This is a genomic window from Actinomadura monticuli, assembly GCF_041463655.1.
GTDB classification, from domain to species: domain Bacteria; phylum Actinomycetota; class Actinomycetes; order Streptosporangiales; family Streptosporangiaceae; genus Spirillospora; species Spirillospora monticuli.
Window position 1 is genome coordinate 125,467 of sequence record NZ_JAXCEI010000016.1, and the last position, 24,810, is coordinate 150,276.

At 74.9% G+C, this 24,810-nt stretch carries 23 protein-coding genes and 1 tRNA gene; 13 read left to right on the forward strand and 11 right to left on the reverse strand.

Features of this window, described 5'->3' with window-relative positions; all coding sequences use genetic code 11:
• Positions 1–68 precede the first annotated feature (68 nt).
• Positions 69–290, reverse strand: coding sequence for a DeoR/GlpR family DNA-binding transcription regulator (locus SM611_RS29960; protein WP_371953661.1), 222 nt, complete (start codon positions 288–290; stop codon positions 69–71).
• Positions 291–460: 170 nt separating this feature from the next.
• Here SM611_RS29960 and SM611_RS29965 point away from each other — a divergent pair, with 170 nt between their 5' ends.
• From SM611_RS29965 to ligA, 4 genes are read left to right on the forward strand one after another with little or no spacing between them, the layout of a single operon-like run.
• Complete coding sequence (locus tag SM611_RS29965; RefSeq protein ID WP_371953662.1) at positions 461–2,545, forward strand: bifunctional phosphatase PAP2/O-acyltransferase family protein; 2,085 nt, start codon at positions 461–463, stop codon at positions 2,543–2,545.
• Positions 2,545–3,432, forward strand: a complete 888-nt coding sequence (locus SM611_RS29970; protein WP_371953663.1) for a DMT family transporter — start codon at positions 2,545–2,547, stop codon at positions 3,430–3,432. The genes SM611_RS29965 and SM611_RS29970 overlap by 1 nt, the downstream gene beginning before the upstream one ends.
• A gap of 10 nt (positions 3,433–3,442) precedes the next feature.
• Positions 3,443–3,928: an alpha/beta hydrolase gene (locus SM611_RS29975; RefSeq protein WP_371953664.1), complete on the forward strand. Its 486-nt coding sequence runs from the start codon at positions 3,443–3,445 to the stop codon at positions 3,926–3,928.
• A 39-nt stretch (positions 3,929–3,967) separates the two neighbouring features.
• On the forward strand, positions 3,968–6,067 hold the full coding sequence (ligA, locus tag SM611_RS29980) for an NAD-dependent DNA ligase LigA (protein ID WP_371953665.1): 2,100 nt from the start codon (positions 3,968–3,970) through the stop codon (positions 6,065–6,067).
• A 36-nt stretch (positions 6,068–6,103) separates the two neighbouring features.
• Here ligA and SM611_RS29985 read toward each other — a convergent pair whose 3' ends face one another.
• The 7 genes from SM611_RS29985 to SM611_RS30015 all read right to left on the reverse strand — a co-directional run bounded on the left by SM611_RS29985 (position 6,104) and on the right by SM611_RS30015 (position 13,593).
• Positions 6,104–7,282, reverse strand: a complete 1,179-nt coding sequence (locus SM611_RS29985; RefSeq protein ID WP_371953666.1) for a PucR family transcriptional regulator — start codon at positions 7,280–7,282, stop codon at positions 6,104–6,106.
• A 107-nt stretch (positions 7,283–7,389) separates the two neighbouring features.
• The gene (locus SM611_RS29990; RefSeq protein ID WP_371953667.1) at positions 7,390–8,697 is read right to left on the reverse strand and encodes an acyltransferase family protein; all 1,308 of its coding nucleotides are present in this window, start codon (positions 8,695–8,697) and stop codon (positions 7,390–7,392) included.
• 217 nt (positions 8,698–8,914) lie between these two features.
• Positions 8,915–9,691 carry an SAM-dependent methyltransferase gene (locus SM611_RS29995; RefSeq protein ID WP_371953686.1) on the reverse strand — a complete coding sequence of 259 codons (777 nt, stop codon included), beginning with the start codon at positions 9,689–9,691 and terminating at the stop codon, positions 8,915–8,917.
• 317 nt (positions 9,692–10,008) lie between these two features.
• Complete coding sequence (locus tag SM611_RS30000; protein WP_371953668.1) at positions 10,009–10,644, reverse strand: GNAT family N-acetyltransferase; 636 nt, start codon at positions 10,642–10,644, stop codon at positions 10,009–10,011.
• Between the two features lie 102 nt (positions 10,645–10,746).
• Entirely contained in the window at positions 10,747–11,166 is a 420-nt protein-coding gene (locus tag SM611_RS30005; protein ID WP_371953669.1) for a hypothetical protein, read from the reverse strand.
• 133 nt (positions 11,167–11,299) lie between these two features.
• Positions 11,300–12,250, reverse strand: a complete 951-nt coding sequence (locus SM611_RS30010; RefSeq protein WP_371953670.1) for an anti-sigma factor RsbA family regulatory protein — start codon at positions 12,248–12,250, stop codon at positions 11,300–11,302.
• A 254-nt stretch (positions 12,251–12,504) separates the two neighbouring features.
• Positions 12,505–13,593 (reverse strand): carboxylate-amine ligase, encoded by a 1,089-nt coding sequence (locus SM611_RS30015; protein WP_371953671.1) that lies wholly within the window; start codon positions 13,591–13,593, stop codon positions 12,505–12,507.
• Positions 13,594–13,820: 227 nt separating this feature from the next.
• On the opposite strand from SM611_RS30015, the gene SM611_RS30020 reads away from it, so the two are divergent.
• Positions 13,821–13,949, forward strand: coding sequence for a hypothetical protein (locus SM611_RS30020; protein WP_371953672.1), 129 nt, complete (start codon positions 13,821–13,823; stop codon positions 13,947–13,949).
• 52 nt (positions 13,950–14,001) lie between these two features.
• Here SM611_RS30020 and SM611_RS30025 read toward each other — a convergent pair whose 3' ends face one another.
• The 3 genes from SM611_RS30025 to SM611_RS30035 form a co-directional block, all read right to left on the reverse strand.
• A complete protein-coding gene (locus SM611_RS30025; protein WP_371953673.1) occupies positions 14,002–14,190 on the reverse strand; it encodes a hypothetical protein in 189 nt (62 codons plus the stop codon).
• 10 nt (positions 14,191–14,200) lie between these two features.
• Positions 14,201–14,410, reverse strand: coding sequence for an HGxxPAAW family protein (locus SM611_RS30030; RefSeq protein WP_371953674.1), 210 nt, complete (start codon positions 14,408–14,410; stop codon positions 14,201–14,203).
• 127 nt (positions 14,411–14,537) lie between these two features.
• Positions 14,538–15,503 carry an acyl-CoA dehydrogenase family protein gene (locus SM611_RS30035; RefSeq protein ID WP_371953675.1) on the reverse strand — a complete coding sequence of 322 codons (966 nt, stop codon included), beginning with the start codon at positions 15,501–15,503 and terminating at the stop codon, positions 14,538–14,540.
• Positions 15,504–15,613: 110 nt separating this feature from the next.
• On the opposite strand from SM611_RS30035, the gene SM611_RS30040 reads away from it, so the two are divergent.
• The 8 genes from SM611_RS30040 to SM611_RS30075 all read left to right on the forward strand — a co-directional run bounded on the left by SM611_RS30040 (position 15,614) and on the right by SM611_RS30075 (position 24,687).
• Positions 15,614–17,437 (forward strand): methylmalonyl-CoA mutase family protein, encoded by a 1,824-nt coding sequence (locus SM611_RS30040; RefSeq protein ID WP_371953676.1) that lies wholly within the window; start codon positions 15,614–15,616, stop codon positions 17,435–17,437.
• Positions 17,434–19,641: a methylmalonyl-CoA mutase gene (scpA, locus tag SM611_RS30045; RefSeq protein ID WP_371953677.1), complete on the forward strand. Its 2,208-nt coding sequence runs from the start codon at positions 17,434–17,436 to the stop codon at positions 19,639–19,641. The genes SM611_RS30040 and scpA overlap by 4 nt, the downstream gene beginning before the upstream one ends.
• Before the next feature lie 100 nt (positions 19,642–19,741).
• Positions 19,742–20,725: a methylmalonyl Co-A mutase-associated GTPase MeaB gene (gene meaB, locus SM611_RS30050; RefSeq protein ID WP_371953678.1), complete on the forward strand. Its 984-nt coding sequence runs from the start codon at positions 19,742–19,744 to the stop codon at positions 20,723–20,725.
• Between the two features lie 56 nt (positions 20,726–20,781).
• Positions 20,782–21,756 (forward strand): GNAT family N-acetyltransferase, encoded by a 975-nt coding sequence (locus SM611_RS30055; protein WP_371953679.1) that lies wholly within the window; start codon positions 20,782–20,784, stop codon positions 21,754–21,756.
• Positions 21,757–21,875: 119 nt separating this feature from the next.
• On the forward strand, positions 21,876–22,787 hold the full coding sequence (locus tag SM611_RS30060; RefSeq protein ID WP_371953680.1) for a hypothetical protein: 912 nt from the start codon (positions 21,876–21,878) through the stop codon (positions 22,785–22,787).
• A 157-nt stretch (positions 22,788–22,944) separates the two neighbouring features.
• Positions 22,945–23,031 (forward strand) — tRNA-OTHER (locus SM611_RS30065).
• 27 nt (positions 23,032–23,058) lie between these two features.
• On the forward strand, positions 23,059–23,499 hold the full coding sequence (locus SM611_RS30070) for an HNH endonuclease (protein ID WP_371953681.1): 441 nt from the start codon (positions 23,059–23,061) through the stop codon (positions 23,497–23,499).
• 168 nt (positions 23,500–23,667) lie between these two features.
• Positions 23,668–24,687, forward strand: a complete 1,020-nt coding sequence (locus tag SM611_RS30075; protein WP_371953682.1) for a coiled-coil domain-containing protein — start codon at positions 23,668–23,670, stop codon at positions 24,685–24,687.
• Positions 24,688–24,810 lie beyond the last annotated feature (123 nt).

Consider the following 24,810-nt stretch of genomic DNA (forward strand, 5'->3'; position numbering starts at 1 on the left):
GGGCGCTCAGGCGCGGACGACCTCCGGGCCGGCGGCGGCGAGGTCGGTGTCCAGCCCGGTGTCGGTGATCAGCACGTCGATGTCGGACAGCCCGCCGAACCGCACCAGGTGGTCGTGCCCGCGTCCACGATGATCGACCCGTCGGCGGGCAGCTCCGCCAGCGCCGCCTTGGCGATGCGCCGCTTCTCCCCGGTCGTGACCGAGAACTCCTCCGACAGCGCGACCACGTCCACCCGGCCCTTGGAGCGCGCCAGCGCAAGGATCGCCTGCTGTCGTTCCTCGGCGTACATGGTGACCGTCCCACCGTCCCCGCCCGTCCCGCGTCAGCTCCGTCCGCGTCCATTGTGGCGGTTCCGCGCGATGTCCCGGGAAGTGAGCGGGCCCTCGATGGTCGTCCCGTCCGATCGTGGGGAGGATGATCGGGAGGGGGTGGAGCGATGCGCGAGGCGGGAGGGGCATCGTGAGCCGGGCCGGGGCGCCGGCGCCCGGGACGGGGGACGCCGACGCCGACGGGGGACGCGCCGCGTCGGCCGCGCGCGAGATCGCCACCGCGCTGGCCGTCCTGGTCGTGTACCTGGTGTTCACCCACGCGTTCAGCGGCGACCGCGCGACCAGCGACGCGCACGGGCGCGCCCTGCTGGAGTTCGAGCGGTGGGCGCACCTGGACGCCGAGCGCCCGCTGAACGACCTGCTCGTCCGGCACGGCCCGCTCGGGGCCGCCGCGGCGTGGGAGTACGCCACCACCTACGTGATCGGCACCTTCGGGTTCCTCGCCTGGCTGTGGTGGCGGCGCAGCCCGGTCTACGCGTGGGCGCGCAACACGCTGATCCTCGTCACGCTGATCGCGATCTGCTGCTTCGCGCTGTGGCCGGCGACCCCGCCGAGGCTGCTGGCCGGCGAGGGCTACACCGACATCATCGCGCTGCACCATCCGCCGGCCACCTGGGGCACCGGGGTCGTGTCCGCGGGCGCCAACCCCTACGCCGCGATGCCGAGCCTGCACATCGGCTGGGTCGCCTGGATCGGGGTGGCGGCCGTGCGGGCCAGGTGCGGCGCGTTCTTCACCTGGCTCTGCGCCCTGCACCTGGTCGTGACGGGTCTGGTGATCGTCGCGACGTCCGCCCACTACGTCGTGGACATCCCGGGCGGGCTGCTGCTCGTCCCGGCGGCGGCCGCCGCCGAGCGGGCGCGCGCCCGGCTGGTGGAGGGACGCCGGCCGCGCGACCCGGCGCGGCCCCGCCGCGAGCAGCGGGTGGCCGCCGCCGACTCCTTCTTCCTGCACGTCGAGAGCCGCGACGTCCCGCAGGTGGTGGGCGGGGTCGCCGAGTTCGCCGGGCCCGCGCCGTCCGCCGAGCGGGTCCGCGCCCTGTTCGCCGAGCGGCTGCCCCGGCTGCCCCGCCTCACCCAGCGGGTCCGCCCCGGCGGCGCCTTCCGGCGGCCGCGCTGGGTGGAGACCGGCGCCGTCGACCTGTGCCGGCACGTCCAGGAGGTGCGGCTGCCCGCGCCCGGCCGCCGCGCCCTGGACGACCTCGTCGCCCGCCTCGTCGCCGAGCCGCTCGACCACGGGCGCCCGCTGTGGCGGTTCTGCCTCGTCCGCCGCGGACCGGACGGCCCGGACGCCGTCGTGATCCTCTTCCACCATGCCATCGCCGACGGGATCGGCGCCGTCGACATCCTGCGCGGGCTCCTGGAGCCCGCGCTGCCGGAGGCGGCCCCCCGGCGCGGCCCCGGCCGGCTGGCGCGCGCCGCCGCCGTCCTGCCCGGCCTGGCGCTGCTCGGCCTCGACGGCGCCGCCCGGACCGCGTCCGTCGCCGGGACGCTCGGCCCGGCCCGCGTCTTCGGCACCGCCACGCTGCCGCTCGACCGGGTCCGGGCGGTCGCCCGCGCGTCCGGGGCCCGCGTCACCGACGTGCTCCTCGCCCTGGCCGGCGAGGTCGTCGCGGACGTGCTGGAACGCCGCGGCGAGCGGCCGGACGGACGGCCGCTGCGCGCCGCCGTCCCGATGACCCTGCGCGCCCCCGCGCCGCCCGGCCGGGGCCGCACCGCCGTGCCCGGCAACCTGACCGCCGCGCTGCGCCTCGACGTCCCGGTGGACCCGATGCCCGTCCGCGACCGGCTGGCGGCCGTGCACGCGGCCGCCGAGCGGCGCCGCAGGTCCGGCCGGGCGGTGGCGAGCACCGCCGCGCTCCGGCTGATGGGCGCGCTGCCGCCGCCGCTGCACGCCCGCGCGGCGCGCGGCACCTACCGGGCGGGGTTCTTCGGTGGGATCGTCTCCAACATGCCGGGACCGCCGCTGCCGATGTCGCTCGCGGGCGTGCCGCTCGGGGACGTCCACCCGATCCTGCCGCTCGCCGACGGCGTGCCGTTCGCCGTGGGCGCGCTGAGCTGGAACGGGTCGCTGCACATCTCGGTGACCGCCGAGCCGCGGGTGCTGCCCGAGGCGGCCGCGTTCCCGGACGGCCTCCTGCGGGCGTTCGAGGGGCTCGCCGCCGCCGTCGGCGCGGGCAGCGGTGCCGGCAGCGGGGCCCAGAGCGGGACGGCCTGATGGGGTGGTCGGTCGGCTTCGCCCTCCTCGCCGCGTTCCTGTTCGCCGCCGCCGCCGCGCTCCAGTACCGGGCCGCCAGGCGCGCGGTGCACGGCGGCTCGGACGCCAGCGCCGCGCACGGGCTCATCCGGCGGCTGGTCCGCGACCCGGTATGGCTGACCGGGTGGGGCGTGAACCTGGCCGGCTTCTGCGCGCAGGCGATCGCGCTGCACTTCGGGTCGACCGCCCTCGTCCAGCCGCTGCTGGTCACCCAGCTCGTCTTCACCATCGTGCTCGGCACGGTCGGCACCGGACGCCGCCCCGCCCGGATGGACCTGCTCGGCGGCGTCGCCGTGTCGGCGGGCCTCGCCGTGCTGTTCACGGTGCCGGGCGCGATCCCGCCGGAGGGCGCGCCGTCCCGGCCGCGGATCCTGCTCGCGGGCCTGATCGCGGCGCCGGCCATCGTCGTGCTGTCGCGGGCGGCGTGGCTGCGGGCCGGGCCGGTGCGCGCCACGCTGCTCGGCGTCTGCGCCGGCCTGTGCTTCGCCGCCACCGCGGTGCTGATCAAGCTGACCACCGCCGACCTCGTCGACCGCGGCGTCGCGGCCACCGCCGTGGACTGGCCCGGCTACGCGCTCGCGGGCAGCACGCTGCTCGGGCTCGTGCTGGAGCAGCGGGCGTTCGCCGCCGGGTCGCTGCCCGCCGCGATGACGGCGATGACGATGACCAACCCGATCGCGTCCTACCTGGTGGCCGCCCTCGCCTTCGAGACGCTCCCGCCCCGGACCGCCGCGGCGTTCACCGCCGTCTCCTTCAGCGTGCTGCTGCTCACCGCCGGGGTGGCGCTCCTGTCCCGGTCCGCGCACGCCGCCCGGAGGCACGACGAGGCCCCTACACTCCCGTCATGAAGGACTCGATGTGATCACCCGCCGCCGCGCGAACGGCGACGACCCCATCGGGATGGTCGTGGACGAGCTGCTGCCGCGCCTGCGCGAGCGCGGCGCCCGGACCGAGCGCGTCGGCCTCATCGGCTGGTCGATGGGCGGCTACGGCGCGCTCGTCCTGACCCGCCGGCTCGGCGCCGCCCGGACGGCGGCCGTCGTCGCCTCGTCCCCGGCGCTGTTCGCGTCGTACGAGGACGCCCGCTCCGCCAACCCGCGCGCGTTCGACGGCGCCGCCGACTTCGCCCGCAACGACGTCTTCGCCGCGCCGGGCGCGCTGAAAGGCGTCCCGCTCCGCGTCGACTGCGGGGCGAGCGACCCGTTCGCGGCCATGGCGCGCAGGTTCCGGGACCGCGTCCACCCGGCGGGCGCGGTCGGCGCGGGCTGCCACGACGCCGCCTTCTGGCGGTCCCGGCTCCGCCCCCAGCTCGCCTTCCTCGGGCACCGTCTGGGCGGTGCCTGACGGGCCGGAAATGTCGGTGGTACCAGGCATGATGTGCCCATGATCGAGACACCGGCCCGCACCGAGATCGGCGACCAGGCGGCCTACGCCGCCGCCGTCCAGACCGCCGTCGCCGCCTCCGCCGCCTACTACGGCGAGGGCGACTCGCCGCTCGACGACGACGCCTTCGACCGGCTGGTGCGCGGCATCGCCGCCTACGAGGCCGACCACCCCGGCGAGGTGCTGCCCGACTCGCCGACGGGCAAGGTCGCCGGGGGAGCGGTGGCCGGGGACGTCCCGCACACCGTCCCGATGCTGAGCCTCGACAACGTGTTCTCGGCCGAGGGCCTGGAGGCGTGGGCGGCGGGCCTGGCCCGCAGGCTCGGCCGCGAGGTCGCGGCGTGGAGCGTCGAGCCGAAGCTGGACGGGCTGGCGATCTCGGCCCGCTACTCCGGCGGCCGGCTCGTCCGGCTGGTCACCCGCGGCGACGGCGCCGCCGGCGAGGACGTCTCGCACGGCATCGGCATGATCGCCGGGCTGCCGGGGCGGCTCGCCGCGCCGGTCACGGTCGAGCTGCGCGGCGAGGTGCTGATGACGCACGCGCAGTTCGAGGCCGCCAACGCCGCCCGCACGGCCGCCGGCGGCGCGGCGTTCGCCAATCCGCGCAGCGCCGCCGCCGGGTCCCTGCGCGCCAAGGACCGCCCCTACCAGGTCGAGATGACCTTCTTCGCCTACGGCGCCCTCCCCCTGGACGGCACCGACGACGAGACCGCCGCGCGGCTGCGCGAGCTGCCGCACAGCGGGATCATGGAGCTGGTCGCCGGGCTCGGCGCGCACACCACCGCCGCGACGCCCGTCCCCGCGATCACCGCGGCGACCGTCGAGCGGGTGACCGAGCGCATCGAGGAGATCGCCGCGCTCCGCGCCGGGCTGGACTTCGGCATCGACGGCATCGTGGTCAAGGCGGACGCCGCGGCCGACCAGGCCGAGGCCGGGATCTCCTCCCGCGCGCCCCGCTGGGCGATCGCCTACAAGCTGCCCGCCGTCGAGAAGATCACCCGGCTGCTGGAGGTGGAGTGGAACGTCGGCCGCACCGGCGTCATCGCTCCGCGCGCCGTGCTGCGGCCCGTCGAGCTCGACGGCTCGACCGTCACCTACGCGACCCTGCACAACGCCGCCGACATCGAGCGGCGCGGCCTGATGATCGGCGACCACGTCACCGTCTACAAGGCCGGCGACGTGATCCCGCGCGTGGAGGCGCCGGTCGTGCACCTGCGCACCGGCGGCGAGCGGCCGATCGAGCCGCCCTCGGCCTGCCCGCGCTGCGGCGACGCGATCGACGCCTCGCAGCAGCGGTGGCGCTGCGTGCGCGGCCGGGCCTGCCACGCGGTCGCGTCCGTCCGGTACGCCGTCGGCCGCGACCAGCTCGACATCGAGGGGCTCGGCGAGAACCGCATCGACCAGCTCGTCGACGCCGGGCTCATCACCGACTTCGCCGACCTGTTCTTCCTCTCCCACGACCAGGTCATCGGCCTGGAGCGGATGGGCGAGACCAGCACCGCGGCCCTGCTCGCCGCGATCGAGGGCGCGAAGGCCAAGCCGCTGAACAAGGTGTTCTGCGCGCTCGGCGTGCGCGGCACCGGCCGGTCCATGTCGCGGCGCATCGCCCGCCACTTCGCCACGATGGACGCGATCCGCGCGGCCGACGACGCGGCGTTCCAGCGGGTGGACGGCGTCGGCCCGGAGCGCGCCGCGATCCTGGTCGCCGAGATCGCCGAGCTGGCCCCGCTGATCGACAAGCTCGTCGCGGCGGGCGTCACCATGACCGAGCCCGGCGCGACCGGCCCGGCAGAAGCCGCGGAGTCCGGGGAGCCCGCGGAGTCCGGGGAGTCCGGGCCGGAGACCTCCGCCCTTCCGCTGGCCGGGCTGTCCGTCGTCGCCACCGGATCGATGTCGGGGCCGCTGGAGAGCCTGTCCCGCAACCAGGTGAACGAGCTGATCGAGCGCGCCGGCGGCAAGGCGTCCTCGTCGGTGTCGGCCCGCACGTCGCTGCTCGTCGCGGGGGAGAAGGCGGGCTCGAAGAAGGCCAAGGCGGAGAAGCTCGGCGTCGAGATCGTCACGCCCGAGGAGTTCGCCGCCCGCGTCGCCGCCTTCCTCTGACCGCGTCCGGCCCTGGGGGCCGAGTGGCCGTCCGGGTCAGGCCGTCCGGTCGGCGCGGCCGGTGCGCACCAGCCAGCTGAGCATCAGCAGGAGGTCGAGGCGCCCGTCCAGCTCGGAGAACCGCCCGCCGGTCAGCTCGGTGATGCGGCGCAGCCGGTACCGGACGGTCTGCTCGTGGATGTGCAGCCGCTCCGCCGCGATCACCGCGTTGTCGCCGCACTCCAGATAGGTCAGCAGCGTCTCGGCGAGCGGCTGCCGGCGCGCCGGGGCCAGCTCGAGCAGCGGCCCGAGGACGGCCTCGGCGGTCGCGCCGACCAGCTCGTCCGCCGCGAGCGTGGCCAGCGCGGCGATGTGGTCCACGCAGCGGACCGGTCCATCGGACGGCAGCAGGCCGCGCTCGGCCAGCGTCAGCGCGTGCCGGGCCCAGCGCAGCGAGGCGGCGCCCTGCCCGAGCGGCACGGTCGGTCCGATCGCGGCGGTGCCGAGCCTGCGCAGCACCGGCCACAGCCGGTCCTGGCCGGGGCCCTCCGGGTCGGGAACGACGAGGAACGGCACCGGCGCGTCCCAGTCGGCCAGCACGCCGGGCGGCAGGATCCGCGCGCCCGCGGGCGCCCCGGCGGGCAGCGCGACCAGGGCGATGCTCTTCGGCAGCTCCCAGCGGGCCGCGACCGCCAGCTCGGCGATCGTCTCCGGGCCGGCGGGCGGCTCGGCGACCAGCAGGTCCCGCAGCCGGTCGCGGCGTCGCTCCCGCTCGGTCGCCAGCTGCCCCTGCTGGCGCGCGTACCCCTGCGCGGCGGCGTCGGCGACGCGCGCCAGCAGCATGAACAGCGAGTCGGTCAGCCGGCCGAGCGTCTCCCGCGACCAGCCGAGCCGGTAGGCGTCCTTGATGAAGCGCCGGCACGCGACCTGGCTGCTCACCCGCATCGCGTTCTGCAGCGCGTCGAGGCTGCGGCCCTGCCGGGCCTCCTCCTCGCCGAGCCGCATGTACAGCTCGGTGATCTTGCGGGAGTCGGCGTTCGGGTGGTCGACGGAGTCCACGTAGAACGCGACGGTGTCGCTGACGGTCCGCTCCACGCGCTGCGCGTACTCGCCGCCGTCGTCGCCCGCGTACTCCGGCACCTGGTCGCGGATCTCCCGCTCCATCTCGTCGACGGCGGCCTGAAGGTGCTGCCGCAGGAGTTCCGGCAGCTCGGCGGGCATGGGCCCAGGTGTCATCCGGTGTCCGTTCGGCGGTTCGGGGGTGGGAACGAATCGGCCTCACCCTAGGCAAGAAAGGAGGGGCTGTCATCACCCGCCCCCGCCCCGCCGGCGGCCGGACGGCGTCAGGGCCGCGCGGGCTGCGGGGCGGCGCCCGCGGCGGTGGCGGGGGAGGCGCGGCGGGGACCCGTCAGGCGGCGTCCGAGGCGCTGCGCGGGGCGTTCGACGTACCGGTGCGTGAGCGCGGCGGACACCAGCACGGCCGCGACCAGCACCACCCCCCAGGCCGCCCGGACGGGCACGGGCAGGCCCCAGGTGTCCCGCCCGGCCGCGTACCAGACCACCTGGACGACCAGCGGGTGCAGCAGGTAGAGCGAGTAGCTGATCATCCCCGACCACACCAGGAAGCGGGGCATGCGGCGGCGGCGGAGCGCGAGACCGATCAGGAAGGTCAGCCAGGCGGCGGCCACGGCGATGGACCAGTCCCGCCCGAGCGGGTTCGGGTTGGCGTGCAGGGCCCAGGACGTCGGGGTCCGCATGCCCGCCACCAGGGTGAGGGCGGGCACGACCGCGACCATCGCGACGGCCGGCCAGCGGCGGAGCCGCCCCTCCTGGATCCCGCGGACCGCGGTCCCGGCGAACATCGTGGCGATGATGCAGAGGCTCTCGATGGCGCCGATGCGGCTGTTGAGCACGAGCAGGGTCAGCGCCAGCGCCGCCACGACGACGACCCCGGCCCGGCGCACCGCCCGCCGCCCGCTGAGCATGGCGGCGAGACCGCCGGCCAGCAGCAGCGCGGCGGCGAGGATCGTCCCGCCCGGCCACCGGGACGCGAGCAGCCCGGACGGCAGCGCCACGCCGAGCATCGCCGCGCCCACCCCGAATCCCAGCGCCACCCGGTCGCTGGCGCGGTGCACCCCGGCGACGAACATCGCCGTGATCAGCAGGTAGAACACCATCTCGTAGGACAGCGTCCAGAGCACGTTGACGGCGTTCGGCACGCCCAGCAGGTCCTGCAGCATCGTCAGGTGCGCGAGCCCGGACGCCCACGGCCGGTCGGCGAGCGCGGCGGGCAGCCCGTAGGTGACGCCGGCCGTCCCGAGCAGCAGCGCCAGCGCCAGCGACACGGCCCACGCCGGGTACAGCCGGAAGAGCCGCCCGGCCCAGAAGTGCCGGACGCTGCCGCGCCGCTGCAGCGAGAACGGCACGACGTAGCCGCTGACGAGGAAGAACACGAACACCCCGTACCGGCCGAAGTCGAACCAGGGGCTGGCCGTCCTGCGCACCTCGGGCAGCAGGACGTCCAGGGAGTGCTCGAACACCACCACCATGGCGGCCAGGCCCCGCAGGGCGTCCAGCCACCCCATCCGGGGAGCCCGCTCCGCAGGAGCACCGATCGTCGCGTCCGATGAGGTCAAGGTGTTCGTCGGCATCGGGGGCCACCATAGGGGCCGAACCGTTACCTTTCCTCACGGGCGAATGAGATTTTCCTGAGCGCGCAGCCCGGTGGCTGACTCAGCGTGACGGCGGCGGAACGCCGGACGACCGGCCGGAGCAGGGCCGCCGGACGGTGCGGCGGGACGAAGCGGAGGAGCCCGCCGGACCGGGCGATTGTGATCAACCCCACACTGGCGCCGGGCGCCGGGCGGCTCAGCGCACGGCCACGACGCCGTGCATGAGCGGGTCGCGGAAGACCGTCCCGCCGGTCAGCGGCGTCACGCCGGGCGGCAGCGGCCGGAACCGCCCGAGGAGCCCCGCCACGTCGGCGAAGCCGCGCGGGTGCAGGACGATGCCGCTCGCCTCCCGGTAGCGCCGCGCGGCCTCGGCGATCCCGGCCGGGGCGAAGTCGGCGGTGAGGTGCGAGACGACCAGGGCGCTGCCCGGCGGGGCCGCCGACGTCAGCTCCTCGACCAGGTCGCGGGCGCCGGGCAGGAAGTGCAGGACGGAGGACAGCACCAGCGCGACCGGCTCGGACGGGTCGATCAGCCGCCGCACCTCCGGGCTGCCGAGGACCGCGGCGGGGTCGCGGATGTCGGCCCGCAGCGCCGCGATGTTGCCGCCGTCGACCAGCAGCGCGCGGACGTGGGCGATGACGAGCGGGTCGTGGTCGACGTAGACGACCCGGGTGCCGCCGATGTGCCGGGCGGCGATCTGGTGCAGGTTGTCGCTCCTCGGCAGGCCGCAGCCGAGGTCGAGGAACTGCCGCAGGCCGCGTTCGGCGAGGATCCGGACCGACCCGGCGAGGAACGCGCGGGCGGCGTGCGCGGCCTCCGCCGCCTGGGGGAGGAGGTCGAGGATCCGGTGCGCGAGCCGGCGGTCGCAGGAGTAGTTGTCCTTCCCGCCGAGCAGGTAGTCCTGGACCCGCGCCGGCCCCGGCCTGTGCAGGGCGAGCGGTGTCTGCGCCGCCCGTGTCCCGGCCGTGGTCATGTCGCTCACCTATCGCCTTCACCGGAGGCCCCCTTTAGACGGTAGGCGGCGCGGCCGGGGATGGCGTCCTCCGGTCCCGTCGGCGGCATGGAATCCGCGTGCCGCCGTGGCCAGCCGCCTGCTCGCGCATCGGGCCAACCGTGTTTGGCGGCGTTCGGGATGGACGGCGGGGCCCAGGTGACGGGCATCAGGAGCGCGCCGGGCGAGCGGGCGGGTCGCCGCGCGCGCACTCGGGCGCGCCGGCGCCCGCGCATCGTGGCCGCTTCCGGCCGTGACACGCCTCTGACCGAGGGGGTCGATCCCCTGGGGAATCCGGCTCAGCCGTCCTGCCCGGGCTCCCGCCACATCAGCCAGACCGGCGGGCACCCCCGGCCGGGAAGGGCCAGCTCCCGCGTCACCCGGAACCCGAAACGCTCGTAGTACGGGACGTTGCGCTCCTTGGAGCTTTCGAGGTAGGCGGGGACGCCCTCGGCGTCGCAGCGGTCCAGCCGGGACCGCAGCAGCGCGCCGCCGAGGCCGCGGCCCTGCGCCGGCGGGTCGGTGCCGAGCACCGACAGGTACCAGTGCGGCTCCCGCGGGTGGTGCCGCTCGATCGCCCCGAGCGTGCGCAGCGTGATCGGCACCCGGGTGCCGAGGATCCGCAGCAGCGGCACCGCCTGCGCCGCCTGCAGCCGGACGGGCACCCGCCAGTGGCCGGGCGGGTCCCAGAGCGCGGCCGCCTCGGTCGCGCCGTCCCGGCCGGTGGCCTCGGTGGCGCCGTGCCGCAGGTGCACCCGGCGCAGCAGGACCTCGAACAGGCCGGTCAGCCGACGCGCCCGGGACGCCTCGTCGGGCAGCAGCCAGCACCAGACCGGGTCGTCGTCGAACGCGCGCCCGAGGACCGCCGCGATCTCCGCGGCGTCGGCGTCCGCGGCCGTGCGGACGAGCGGGTACGGCTGGGAAGGGGATGTCATGGCGCGGGCCTCCTGGAGGGACGCGCCGATCCTCACCGCGCGGCCGCCCCCGCGTCAAGGAGCAGGATCACCGGTCGGCGGCGTTTGGGGCCGGGGACCGGGTCATCCGCAGCGGCGCCGGCGCCGCCCACGCGGGCAGGTCAGCTCGTCCAGGACGAGCGACAGCCCCGCCCCCACCAGCCAGAAGTCCTTGGCGAGCGGGACGCCCTGCTGGGTGGGGCGGATGCCGCCCTCCTGCCGCATGCCCGGCACCCGCAGGTAGAGCCCGGCCAGCCCGGCGGAGAACGCGGTCAGCGCCGCGCCCGCGACCAGCGAGGGCACGAACGGCGCCACCAGCGCGCCGCCGAGCGCGACCTCGCTCCGGGCGAGGGTGCGGGTGAAGGTCCGGGGGTCCTGCGACCCCAGGAACGGGTAGGCGGTCTTCGCCAGGCCGTGGGTCTGTTCGGCCGACTCGTCCAGGGCCTGGAGCTTCGTCAGGCCCGAGTTCAGGACGAACGCCCCCACGGCCAGCCGGACCGGCATCTGGTGAACACGAGCAAGAACACGCATCGTTCCCCACATCGATCGGGAGAGTTCGGGCGCAGGAGATCATTCCCGCCGGCCGTCCGGTACACCGGGCGCCGGGTCAAGTCTCGGCCTGCCCGTGGGATGCGGGTTATTTGCGCAGGTAGACACGGATGGCGGTGCCGTCCGGGCCGGTGTGGACGCGGACGAGGTCGGCGAGGTGGTTGACCAGCAGGATGCCCCGGCCGCCGAACGGGCTCATGTCGGCGGGACGGCGCCCGGCGAGCGGGTCGGTGATCGTCCCGGCGTCGCGGACCTCGCAGACGACCAGCCCGTCCTCGGACCAGAACCGGGCGGTGCCGGACCCGCCGCCGTGCAGGCAGGAGTTGGCGGCCAGCTCGCTCACCGCGAGCTCCATGTCGCCCACGGCGTCGGAGCCGAGGCCGAGGCGGGCCGACCAGCGGCAGGCGAAGTCCCGGACGAGGGGGAGCGCGTCGAGGTCGAAGCTCATCGTGACCGCGTCGCCGCCCGGCTCGGGAAGCGGCCGGTTGTAGGCGCGGATCACGCGGTGCGGCGCGTAGTCGTCGCTCACCCGCTCGCCGTGCCGGTCGATCAGGACGGGGTGGGTGGCGCGGGCGTCGGCGAGGGCGACGTCGTCCAGCCCGGCCTCGTCGTAGGGGCACAGGATCGACACGTCCCGGCCGGCGAAGGCCAGGTTGATCAGCGCCTCGTGCTGGGCGCAGGCGGGGTACTCGGCGGCGGTCCGGCCGGGCCAGACCGGCTCGCCGATGATCCGGACCCGCCCGCGGTCGTGCCGGTCGGCGAACTCGCGCAGCACGCCCGGGATGATGCGCCCCGGGTTGCGTCCCGCCTCGGACATGTCCAGCCAGGTGACGCTGCGGGCCGTCGCGCCGAGCGCGTCGCGCAGCAGGGGGAGCCGGGGTCCGGGGACGGCCACGGCGACCGCCTCGCCCGCCGCGTGCCCCGCGCGGACGAACGGGACCGCACCGGCGAGGTACTCCTCGTCGGTGCGGTAGAAGAGCGCCGGGTGGAGGAACGGGTCCTGTGGCGTCACGCCCGGCATGCCGGGCCTGAGGCTCATGGTGCGGTCGCTCCGTTCGGGCTCGCCGTGGTCACCTGCATCGGCTTGAGGGTACGCGCCCGTATGAGCGGGCGTGCGAGCGACCCATCCGTGCGTCCCCCGAAGTCGTGCGGTGTCCGGTCCTGATCAGAGGTACCCCCGGCTGACCGGGGAAAACAGGCGAAATGTGCAAACTTGTCTTTCCGTATCGGGGTGCGCTCGGCGGCTCACCGGCCTGGGAGATCACCGGCCTGGGAGATCACCGGCCCGGGAGATCACCGGCCCGGCAGCAGCACGGCGTCGACGACGTCGGCCAGCCGGCCGCGCCTGCGGTAGGCGGCCCGCTGCCGCTCCGCGCCCGTCCCGCCCGCGAGCAGGCGCCGGACCCCGCCGGCGACGAAGTCGAGGTCGCCCGCCCCGCCCAGCGCGGGCAGCACGTGCGCGAGCAGGTCGCCGGCCAGCTCCCGGAACCCGGCGGGACGGCCCGTGCGCACGTCCAGGCCCCGGCCCGAGACACCGTCCCGCGCCGCCAGCCAGTACGCCGCGCGCAGCATCTCCTGCGGCGGGTCGGGCGCCGGCTCCCCGGCGTCCACCGCGTCGGACGACACCCGCACCAGCGCCCGGACCAGCGCGGCGAACACGGCCGCGTCGGCGGCGGTCGGGGCGACGTCGGCGAGCCGGATCTCCACCGTGGGCAGCCGTGCCGACGGCCGGACGTCCCAGAAGACCGTCCCGGCGTCCATCAGCGCGCCGCAGCCGAGCAGCGTCCCGACGACGTCGTCGTAGTGCGCGGCGGAGGCGAAGAACGGCGGCGGGCCCGCCACCGGCCACCGCGCCCACGCCAGCGCCCGCCAGCAGGCGTGCCCGGTGTCGCGCCCCGCCCAGTACGGGGAGTTCGCGGTGAGCGCGAGCAGCGTCGGCAGCCACGGCCGCAGGTGGTTGCTGACCTGGACGGCCCGCTCCCGGTCCGGCATCTCGACGTGGACGTGGCACGAGCAGATGCACTGCTCGTCGTCCAGCGCCCGGTAGACCGCGAGGCTCTCGGCGTAGCGGGGGCCCGCGCAGATCGGCGCGGGGAGCAGATCGCCCAGCACGGGCGTCCCGGTCGCGGCGAGCCGGACGCCCTCCGCCGCCGCGGCGGCCGACATCGCCGCCCGCATCGCGCGGACCTGCTCGCGGAGCTTGTCGAGGTCGTCGCACGGGGAGGTCTTGGCCTCGGCGAGGAACGCCACCAGCTCGGTGGAGACGCGCCCGCCCAGCGCCGGCCCGGCACGCCGCACGACGGCGGGGGCGCGGGGGACGACCTCCCGGGAGACGGGATCGACGACGAAGTACTCTTCCTCGATTCCGAACCGCAGGGCCATCCACCACCTCGGGCTCGGGGGCGACGCGGCCATGTTCCCCTCGGTTCCCCTCGACCGGCGGCCACGCTCCCCTCGACGTTCTCCTCGACCGTACGTCGCCGCCGCGGCGCGCGCATCTGCCGGTCGGGCCGTAAACGGCGGTAAGGGATCTTCTTGACCCCCTTTTGACGCGCCGCCCCAGTGGGCAGGACCCGGGGGACGCGGCTGCGAGAAGGGAGGTGGCCACCATGACCGGATCCACCGCGGTCGGCGTGCTCGCGCTGCTGCTCGCCGTCGCCGTGTTCCTGCTGGTCGGGCTGTTCTACCTCGGGGACAAGCGCAAGGGCCCGCCCAACGGCTCGGACAGGGGCCGTTGAGGCGGGCCCTCGGCGCGTTCGCGTGCCGGCGTCCGGTTCCGGGCGCCCGGGGTCAGCGTCCGGGACCGGCGTCCACGAAGTACATGGACAGCGCGATGATGTGCGTGATCACGACCACGCCGATGCTGAAGAAGAAGAGCAGCTTGGCGGGTCCGTGCGGGAAGACCGTCCCCCGCTTCAGCTCGCCCAGTTCGCGCTGCCGCGCCGCGATCCGCTCCTCGATCGGAGGACGCCCGAACATGGCGTTGCCGCTAGGACCGGGGGTCGTCGATGACGACGTCGGTCATGATGTCGACGGCCAGCGCGATGATCCCGCCGACCACGGTGAGCGCCGCGCCCGCGCCGAACAGCGTCCAGTCGGGACCCAGGGTGAGGCCGACGCCGCCGACGAGGAAACCGACGAAGATGATGACCACGGCGACCCAGGACTTCGGGCGCCCGGCGTGGCTGCCAGTCGACATGTGCTGCTCTACCTCTGCAAGGGGATCCGGTGGGGCGATACGGCGCCGACTCTAGCAACGCCCCTAGCCACAGGGGGTTTCGGGGTGCCCCGTAGATCGCCCCGGCCGCGGCCGGCGAGGTGTCGGGTCAGACGAACGCCCCCATGCCGGTCGCCGCGCGGCCGACGATGAGCGTGTTGATCTCGCGGGTGCCCTCGTAGGAGTACAGCGCCTCGGAGTCGGCGACGAAGCGGCCGATGCCGTAGTCGAGGACGATCCCGTTGCCCGCCATCAGCTCGCGCGCCCAGCCGACGACCTCCCGCATGCGGGTGGTGCAGTACGCCTTGGCGAGCGCCGAGTGCTCGTCGCGGTAGAGGCCGTCGTCCTGGAGCTGGGCGAGCCGCACCACCATGCCGAGGCAGGAGGTCGCGTTGCCCAGCATCTTGACCAGCAGGTCCTGGACGAGCTGGAACTTCGCGATCGGCCGCCCGAACTGCCGGCGCTCCACCGCGTAGTCGCGGGCGATCTCGTAGGCGGCGAGCATGACGCCCACGGCCTGCCACGCGACGCCGCTGCGGGTCCGGCGCAGGATCGCCGCCGTGTCCTTGAAGCTCCTCGCCCCCGCGAGCCGGTCGGACTCGGGGACCCGGCAGCCGTCCAGCACGATGTCGGCGTTCTGGACGGTCCGCAGCGCGATCTTGTGCTGGATCGGAGTGGCGGTGAACCCCGGTGTCCCCTTGGCGACGACGAACCCCTTCACCTGGTCGTCCGCCTCGTCCCGCGCCCACACGACGGTGTGGTCGGCGAAGGTCGCGTTGCCGATCCAGCGCTTGGCGCCGTTCAGCACCCGGTGGTCGCCGTCGCGGCGCGCCGTGGTCCGCAGGCTGCTCGGCTTCTCCCCGGGGCACTCGTCGTGGGCGAGCCCGGCGATGCCGAGCTCCCCGTACTGGGGGATCAGGTGGAACGGGAACTCGGCCCGCCCCCAGCAGTCGTCCGCGATCGGTGCGACCTTCGCCTCCAGGAAGGCGCGCACCCGCCCGACGGTCTCCCGCTCGCGCTCGTCGAGGAGTTCCTGCATGTGGTAGAGGTCACCGGGGAGTGGAGCCAAGGTCATGAGCCCCCTCCCGGCCGCGGCGCCGTTAACCGGGCGGCCGGCGGCGCCGATTTCTGGTCAGCGGGACCCGCTTCAGAGCGTGATTCGGTCGCTCGCCTACGATCCTGGGCATGACGGTGCCGCCTGAGGAACTCGAACTGGCCGCCGCCTTCCCCCCGGCCGAGCGCGACCGGTGGCGGGAGATGGTGAAGGGGGTGCTGCGCAAGTCCGGCGCGGCGACAGACGACACCCCCCTCGACGAGATCGAGGGTCTGCTGACCCGCGACTCCTACGACGGAGTGCCGATCGCGGCGCTCTACACCCGCGACGACGCCCCGCCAGGACGGCCGGGCCTCGCCCCCTTCGTCCGCGAGGTGCGGCCGGACGGGGAGGGCATCGCGGGATGGGACGTCCGGCAGCCGCACGCGCACCCGGACCCCGCCGCCACCCGCGAGGCGGTCCTCGCCGACCTGGAGAACGGCGCCACGTCGGTCTGGCTGCGGCTCGGCGCGGGCGGCCTGCCGGTCGCCGGCCTGCCCGGCGCGCTGCACGGGGTGCTGCTCGACCTCGCGCCCGTCGTGCTGGACGCGGGGGCGGCGACGGCCGAGGCCGCGGACGCCTTCCTCGCCCTGGCCGCCGAGCGCGGGAACGCGTCCGAGGTGTCCGGGAACCTCGGCGCGGACCCGCTCGGGCTGGCGGCCCGCACCGGGACCGCCGGGTCGCTCGACGAGGCCGCCGCGCTGGCCGTCCGGTGCGTCCGCGAGTTCCCGCGGCTCCGCGCGATCACCGCGGACGGCACGCCATACCACGACGCGGGCGGCGCCGACGCCGAGGAACTGGGCGCGGCCGTCGCGGCCGGGGTCGCCTACCTGCGCGCCCTGACCGGCGCCGGGCTGAGCGTGGACGAGGCGTTCGGGCAGATCGAGTTCCGGCTCGCCGTCAACGCCGACCAGTTCTCCTCGATCGCCAAGCTGCGCGCCATGCGCCGCCTCTGGGCGCGGGTCGCCGAGGTCAGCGGCGCCGCCGACGGGACGGCCGCGCGGATCCACGCGGTCACCTCGTCGGCGATGATGACGCGCCGCGACCCGTGGGTGAACATGCTCCGCACCACCGTCGCGGCCTTCGCGGCCGGGGTGGGCGGCGCGGACGCGGTCACCGTCCAGCCGTTCGACGCCCGCCTCGGGCTGCCGGACGGCTTCGCCCGCCGCATCGCCCGCAACACCCAGACCCTCCTGCTGGAGGAGTCGAGCCTCGCCCGCGTCGTCGACCCGGCCGGCGGGTCCTGGTACGCCGAGAGCCTCACCGAGGGCCTCGCCGAGTCCGCCTGGGCGTGGTTCACCGAGATCGAGAGGGCCGGGGGCCTCGCCGCCGCCCTCGGATCGGGCCTGGTCGCCGGCCGGGTCGCCGCCACCTGGGCGCGGCGCCGCGCGGACATCGCCCGGCGCGAGGCCCCGCTCACCGGCGTCAGCGAGTTCCCCAACCTCGCCGAGACGCTGCCCGAGCGGGACGCCGCGCCGGCCCGGCCCGGCGGCGGCCTCCCCGTGGTGACGTACGCGCAGGACTTCGAGGCCCTCCGCGACCGCTCCGACGCCCACCTGGACGCGACCGGCGCACGCCCCCGGGTGTTCCTGGCGACGCTCGGTCCCATCGCCGTCCACACCGCGCGCGCGTCGTTCGCCGCCAACCTCTTCCAGGCGGGCGGGATCGAGACGGTCACGGGGCCGCCGGAGGAGTTCGGGGCGTCCGGCGCCGCCGTCGCCTGCCTCTGCTCCAGCGACCGGCTGTACGGGGAGCAGGCCGCCGACGCCGCGCGGGTTCTGCGCGACGCGGGCGCGGTGAAGGTCTGGCTCGCGGGTAAGGGAACCTATGAGGGGGTCGACTCCAACGTGTACGCGGGATGCGACGCGATCGGGGTCCTGGAGACCACCCTCCACGATCTGGGAGTGAACGAATGATCCCCGACTTCACCGAGATCGAGCTCGGGACGGCGCTCCCCGCCGACGAGGCCGCCAAGCGGTGGCGCGCCGCCGTCGCCGACACCGCCCAGGGCGACGCCGGCACCTGGGAGACCCCGGAGGGCATCGGCGTCAAGTCCCTCTACACCGGGGACGACCTGGCCGGGCTCGACTTCCTCGACACCCTGCCGGGCATCGCGCCGTACCTGCGCGGCCCCTACCCGGCGATGTACGCGACCCAGCCGTGGACGATCCGGCAGTACGCCGGGTTCTCCACCGCCGAGGAGTCCAACGCCTTCTACCGCCGCAACCTCGCGGCCGGGCAGAAGGGCCTGTCGGTCGCGTTCGACCTCGCCACCCACCGCGGCTACGACTCCGACCACCCGCGCGTGTCCGGGGACGTCGGCATGGCCGGCGTGGCGATCGACTCCATCTACGACATGCGGCAGCTCTTCGACGGCATCCCGCTGGACAAGATGAGCGTGTCGATGACCATGAACGGCGCCGTCCTGCCGGTGCTGGCGCTCTACATCGCCGCGGCGGAGGAGCAGGGGGTGAAGCCGGAGGCCCTCGCCGGGACCATCCAGAACGACATCCTCAAGGAGTTCATGGTCCGCAACACCTACATCTACCCGCCGCAGCCGTCGATGCGGATCATCTCCGACATCTTCGCGTTCACCTCGCAGCGGATGCCGAAGTACAACTCCATCTCGATCTCCGGCTACCACATCCAGGAGGCCGGGGCCACCGCCGACCTGGAGCTCGCCTACACCCTCGCCGACGGCGTCGAGTACATCCGCGCCGGGCGCGAGGCCGGCCTGGACATCGACGCGTTCGCGCCCCGCCTGTCGTTCTTCTGGGCGATCGGGATGAACTTCTTCATGGAGGTCGCCAAGCTCCGCGCCGCCCGGCTGCTGTGGGCGCGGCTGGTGAAGACGTTCGGGCCGCGGAACCCCAAGTCGCTGTCGCTGCGGACGCACTCGCAGACGTCCGGCTGGTCGCTGACCGCGCAGGACGCCTTCAACAACGTCGCCCGCACCTGCGTCGAGGCCATGGCCGCCACGCAGGGCCACACCCAGTCGCTGCACACCAACGCGCTGGACGAGGCCCTCGCCCTGCCGACCGACTTCTCCGCCCGCATCGCCCGCAACACCCAGCTGCTCCTCCAGCAGGAGTCGGGGACGACCCGGACCATCGACCCGTGGGGCGGCAGCGCCTACGTCGAGCGGCTCACCTACGACCTCGCCCGCCGCGCCTGGGGGCACATCACCGAGGTCGAGCGGGCCGGCGGCATGGCCAAGGCGATCGACGAGGGACTGCCGAAGCTGCGCATCGAGGAGGCCGCGGCCCGCACGCAGGCCCGCATCGACTCGGGGCGGCAGCCCGTCATCGGCGTCAACAAGTACCGCCCGGACGCCGAGCAGGAGATCGAGGTCCTGAAGGTCGACAACGCGTCCGTCCGGGCGCAGCAGATCGACAAGCTGCGCCGCCTGCGGGAGGAGCGGGACGAGACCGCGGCGCTGTCCGCGCTGGAGGCGCTGACCCGCGCCGCGGGCGACGCCGAGAACGGCACGCGCCCGCACGGGCTGGAGCGCAACCTCCTCGCCCTCGCCATCGACGCCGCCCGCGCCAAGGCCACCGTCGGGGAGATCTCCGACGCGCTGGAGAAGGCCTACGGGCGGCACGCGGCGCAGATCCGTACGATCTCCGGCGTGTACCGGGAGGAAGCGGGACAGGTGACCGCGATCGAGAAGGCGCGCGCCGCGACCGCCGCGTTCGAGGACGCCGAGGGCCGCCGTCCGCGCATCCTCGTCGCCAAGATGGGGCAGGACGGCCACGACCGCGGCCAGAAGGTGATCGCGACCGGGTTCGCCGACCTCGGCTTCGACGTCGACGTGGGCCCGCTGTTCCAGACGCCGGCCGAGGTCGCCCGGCAGGCCGTCGAGGCCGACGTGCACATCGTCGGCGTCAACTCCCTCGCCGCCGGCCACCTGACGCTGGTGCCCGCGCTGCGCGAGGAGCTGGCCGCGCTCGGCCGCGACGACATCATGATCGTCGTCGGCGGGGTCATCCCGCCCGGGGACTTCGACGAGCTGCGCGCCGCCGGCGCCGCGGCGATCTTCCCGCCCGGCACCGTCCTCGCGGACGCGGCGATCGGCCTGCTCGACGAGCTGACCGCCAAGCTGGGGCACGAGCCGCGTTGACCGCGCCTGGAGCGCGGCGCCGTCCGGACCGAGGGAGCGACGAGGGAGCGATGAGGGGGGACGCCGCCGGAGCGCGTCCGGCCGGCGCGCGGGGGGCGCCGTGAGGCCGGGGCTCGACGACTACGCCGCCGGGGTGCTGGAGGGCTCCCGGGCGTGGATCGCGCGGGCGGTCACGCTCGTGGAGTCGACGCGTCCCGACCACCGGGAGCTGGCGCAGAAGCTGCTGGTCGAGCTGACCCCGCACACCGGGAACGCCCGCCGCGTCGGGATCACCGGCGTGCCCGGGGTCGGCAAGTCCACGTTCATCGACGCCCTCGGCACCCGCCTGACCGGCGAGGGGCACCGGGTCGCGGTCCTCGCCGTGGACCCGTCCTCGACCCGGACGGGCGGCAGCATCCTCGGCGACAAGACCCGCATGCAGCGCCTCGCCGTCGACCCGGACGCGTTCATCCGCCCCTCGCCGACCGCGGGGACGCTGGGCGGCGTGGCCAAGGCCACGCGCGAGGCGATGGTCGTCATGGAGGCGGCCGGCTACGACATCGTCCTCGTCGAGACCGTGGGCGTCGGCCAGTCGGAGACGACCGTCGCCGAGATGGTCGACTCGTTCCTGTTCCTCACCCTCGCCCGTACCGGCGACCAGCTCCAGGGCATCAAGAAGGGCGTGCTGGAGCTGGCCGACGTCATCGCCGTCAACAAGGCCGACGGCGAGCACGCGATGGAGGCCAAGCGCGCCGCGCGCGAGCTGGCGGGGGCGCTGCGGATGCTGCGCAGCGACGAGCGGGTCCGCGACACCCCCGTCCTCACCTGCAGCGCCCGGGAGGGCACCGGCCTGGACGCGGTGTGGGGCAAGATCGTCGAGCACCAGGAGCGGCTGCGCGAGTCCGGCGAGCTGGACGCGCGGCGGCGCCGCCAGCAGGTCGGCTGGACGTGGGCGATGGTGCGCGAGCGGCTGCTCACCGAGCTGCACGCGCACCCGGACGTGCGGAGGCTGGCGCCGCGGCTGGAGGAGGAGGTCGCGGACGGGACGCTCACCCCGGCCCTCGCCGCCGACCGCATCCTGGCGGCGTTCACGCGGGACGCCTGACCCCCGGTTGTCCAAGGTCCCGACCGCGGCGGCCCCGGATCCGGTACAAAAGTCGGATGGACGTCATCGCGCTCGACGCTCCGACGGACGCGCAGATCCGCGCCTGGCACGAGGTGCTGGCGGCCGTCCACGCCGCCGACCCGGCCGCGGACCCCGCCCCCGATCCGGAGGGGACGGCGCGGCTCCTCCTCGGCGCCGAGCCGGGCGCGCGGCAGCGGCTCTGGGCCGTGGCGGACGGCGGCCGGCTGGTCGCGGTGGCGGCGCTGCGGCTCTCCGGCGAGCCCGGCACGGACCGTCCGGGCGAGATCGACGTCCAGGTGCACCCGGTCCACCGGCGGCGCGGGCTCGGCCGCCGCCTCCTCGCCGCCGCCGCCGAGGGGCTGCGCGCCGACGGGCGCTCCAGCGTGATCGCGCAGGTCCTCGCCGGAACCCCGGCCGTGCCGTTCCTGGAGTCGCAGGGGTTCGAGTGCGTCCTCACCCTGCGCGGCATGCTGCTGCGCCTGGACGAGGTCCCGCCGGAACGCGTCGCCCGCCTGCTGGCCGAGGCGCCCGCCGGGTACGACCTCGTCCGCTGGCGGGGCGTGGTGCCGGACGAGCACGCCGCCGCGCTGGCCCGCGCGAAGCACGCCATGGCCGACCTCGCCGAGTACGAGGGCGCCCCCTGGGACGCGCACCGCGTCCGGGAGATGGCCGAGGTGGTCGCCAAGCGCGGCGACGCCCTCTACACGGTGGCCGCGCTGCACGGCGGCACGATCGCGGGCTTCACCGAGATCGTCGTCCCGCACGACTCCGCCGGACGTGCCGCCCAGTACGACACGGCGGTCGTCCCTGAGCACCGGGGCAGGCGCGTGGGGATCTGGGTGAAGGCCGCGATGCTCGCGTGGCTGGCGGACGAGTGCCCCGGCGTCCGCGACATTGAAACGGACAATTCAGGCGACAATGCCCACATGATCGCCGTCAACGAGGAACTGGGCTTCCGCACCGAACGCGAATCCCTCGAATACCAGGCCCGGATCACCGACCTTCCCTGACGGGCGCGGGCGGGTTATCCACAGTTCCGCGTGCCGTCGCCGGCGCGATGCCGCGGCGGGCAGTCTTCGGTTCGTCGGCGGGCCCGCCGGAGGCGCGCCGCGATCGGGGAGGCAGGGTCATGGGGGAGCGCTTCGTCTTGACGGTGCCCGACGAGGTCGCCGCGCGTTTCCTGGTCGCGGCCGGCGCGTGCGCCGTCCCGGGGCCGGACTACCTCCGGGACGCGGTCGGCGACCGCGGCCTGGGCCGGGTCGCCGCCGGGCTGCTGGCGTCGTCGCGGCTGGCGGTCGAGCCGGTGACGACCGTGTCCGGGCCGCTGAGGGAGCGGCTGCACCGGCTGGGCGGCTCCCCCGAGCGCCTGCGGGACGTGTTCGGCGCGGCGCGGCACATCACCGTCACCTCCGTCACGGCGCCGGCCGCCCGTCCCCGCGCCGCCCAGGCGACCCGGCTGGCCGCCCGGACCCTCGCCGCCGCCCTGGGCGGGGCCGCCGCAGACCTGGACACGGGCCGCGTCCTGCCGTCAGAGGACGGCCCGCCCACCGAGCCGGAGCAGTTCGTCCTCGGCCGCGACTGGGCGCCGGTCTACATCACCCTCGAACCCGGGGACGCCACCCGCGCAAGGGCGGAGACGGCGGGCCTGCACCGGCTCGGCCTCCCCGAGGTGACGGCGCGGCACGTCCCCTACGCGAGCATGCTCACCGCCGCGAACCTGGTCAGGGGCCTTGCCTGGCAGCTGTTCGCCGACCGGTCGGCGTGGCTGGCCCGCGGCGGCGGCGCCGTCCACGAGATCCCGGCGGAACGGCCGGTGAGCGCGGGCGACGTCATGCGCTTCTGGGGCGCCGCCGAACCGGCACGGTCGAAACCCGCCCGAACCGCTCACATCACCCTCGGCTGGACCGACACCGCCTGCCCCGGCTGCACGGCGGCGATCGAGGCGGCCCCCGCGGCGGCGGACGGCGAAACCTGGTGGGCCGAGTCCGCCGCCCGAGCGATGCCGAAACTGATCCGGCCGACCGCGCCCTCCAGCCCTTGACTCACCCCGGCCCCGCCCGCGCTGGGGGTATCGGGGTGGGGCGGCGTGGTCGGCGCAGGTGGGGGATTTAAAATCTGTTGCTGCGGGCGGGGGTGCGTCGGCAGTCTTGGGGGGTCGTTCCGGGAAATGCCCGGAGGGCTTGGAATTGCCGGAGTATTTCCCTGTAGTTCAATGGCAGAACGCCGCGGCTTGACATTCTTCAAGGGCCGGTGCGGTGGTCCGGGTTCGAGTCCCGGCGGGGGAGCGGCACACGGGTAAGGGAGGTGACCCGGTGAACGTGCTCGTCCTGAACGCGTCGTACGAGCCCTTACAAAGGGTGGACCTGCGGCACGCCATCCGCATGCTGGTGCGCGAGGTGGCGGTCGTCGAGGAGGCGGAGGAGGGCCGGACCTTCGGCCGCTTCCCCGTGCCGCGGGTCCTGCGGCTCGTCCGGTACGTCGCGATGCGCTGGCGGCACGGGAGGCGCCCGCCATGGAGCAAGCGCGGCGTGTACCTGCGCGACCGGGGCCGCTGCTGCTACTGCGGCAAGCGCGGGAACACGATCGACCACGTCCATCCGCAGTCGCGGGGCGGCGGCGACACCTGGGAGAACACCGTCCTCGCGTGCGGGAAGTGCAACAACCGCAAGGGGGACCGGACGGTCTCCGAGGCCGGGCTGCGGCTGCTCTGGCAGCCGCGGATCCCGCGCTGGGAGGAGCTCGTCGACCTGTGACCGGACGGCTCCAGGGGGCCGGATCGCCGAGCGGCGGTCCGGCCTCCGGCGGGTCCGGGGCGCGTGTAGTCCGCATGTGACTCTGTGTGTTTTGTGAAGCATCTGAGGTTAAATGGGCGATTGTGGTAGCGTGCCGCCAATCTCGGCTTTGTTATCTAGGAGAGATCTGTGGCGGCCCTCGATCCAGACGGCAGGACGGCCCGTGCCTCGCGCGGGCGCACGGCGGCGAGGCGCCTGACCGCGCTCGTCCTCGCGATGGGGTTGTCGGCGGCGCTGCCGCCGGTGACCGGGAGCGCCGCGGGCCTCCCGCAGGAGCCGAAGGACCTCAAGAAGGAGTACGCCAAGCTGAAGGCGCGCTCGGAGAAGCTGTCGAAGGAGTACCGGGGCGAGCTCGTCTCCCTGGAGGAGGCGAAGAAGGCCGCCGAGCGGGCGGGCGCGGACGCGTCGAAGGTCGGCCGCGAGTACGACGCGGCCCGTGAGGGCGTCGCGCAGCTCGCGTCCAGCACCTATATGACCGGGCGGCTGGACATGGTCCCGATGATCTCCTCGGCGGAGCCCGGCGCGGCGGTCCACGACGCGGCCGTCATCGAGCACATCAGCCGCAACAACGGCCGCCGCATCCAGAACCTGCGGGCGCTGAACGCCAAGGCGGCGCAGTCGAACGAGACGGCGAAGAAGAAGCTGGCCGAGGTCAAGAAGGAGATCGAGGACCTGGAGAGCCAGCGCACCCGCGTGCGGAAGCTGCTCGCCAAGTACAAGCCCGAGGTGACCAAGGCGCCGGTCACCGGCGGCGGCCGGCCCGACGGCGTCAGCGGCACCAAGTCCCCCATCGTGGGCAACTCGATGACCGCCCGCATGCGCACCGCGCTGCTGGAGATCGACGGCAGGTTCGGCCCGTTCCCGACGATCGGCTGCGCCCGCCCCGGCGACCCGCAGGACCACGGCTCCGGCACCGCCTGCGACTTCATGGAGAGCACCGGCGGCACGATGCCGAGCGCGTCCGCGCAGGCGCACGGCGACAGCGTCGCCCAGTACGTCATCGACAACGCCTCCCGGCTCGGCATCAAGTACGTCATCTGGAAGCAGCGCATCTACGACATGCGCGGCAGCGGCGGCTGGAAGCAGATGGAGGACCGGGGCAGCGTCACCCAGAACCACTTCGACCACGTGCACGTCTCCGTCCTCTGATAAGGGGACGAATAGCATCTGATGAGCTATTCGCACGCTTGAAGAAGGCGTTTGAGCTGGTCGTTCACTTGTAGGGGCGACGTACGCCGAGTTCGTCGTATGCGGCTGCAGGTGGCTGTCTAC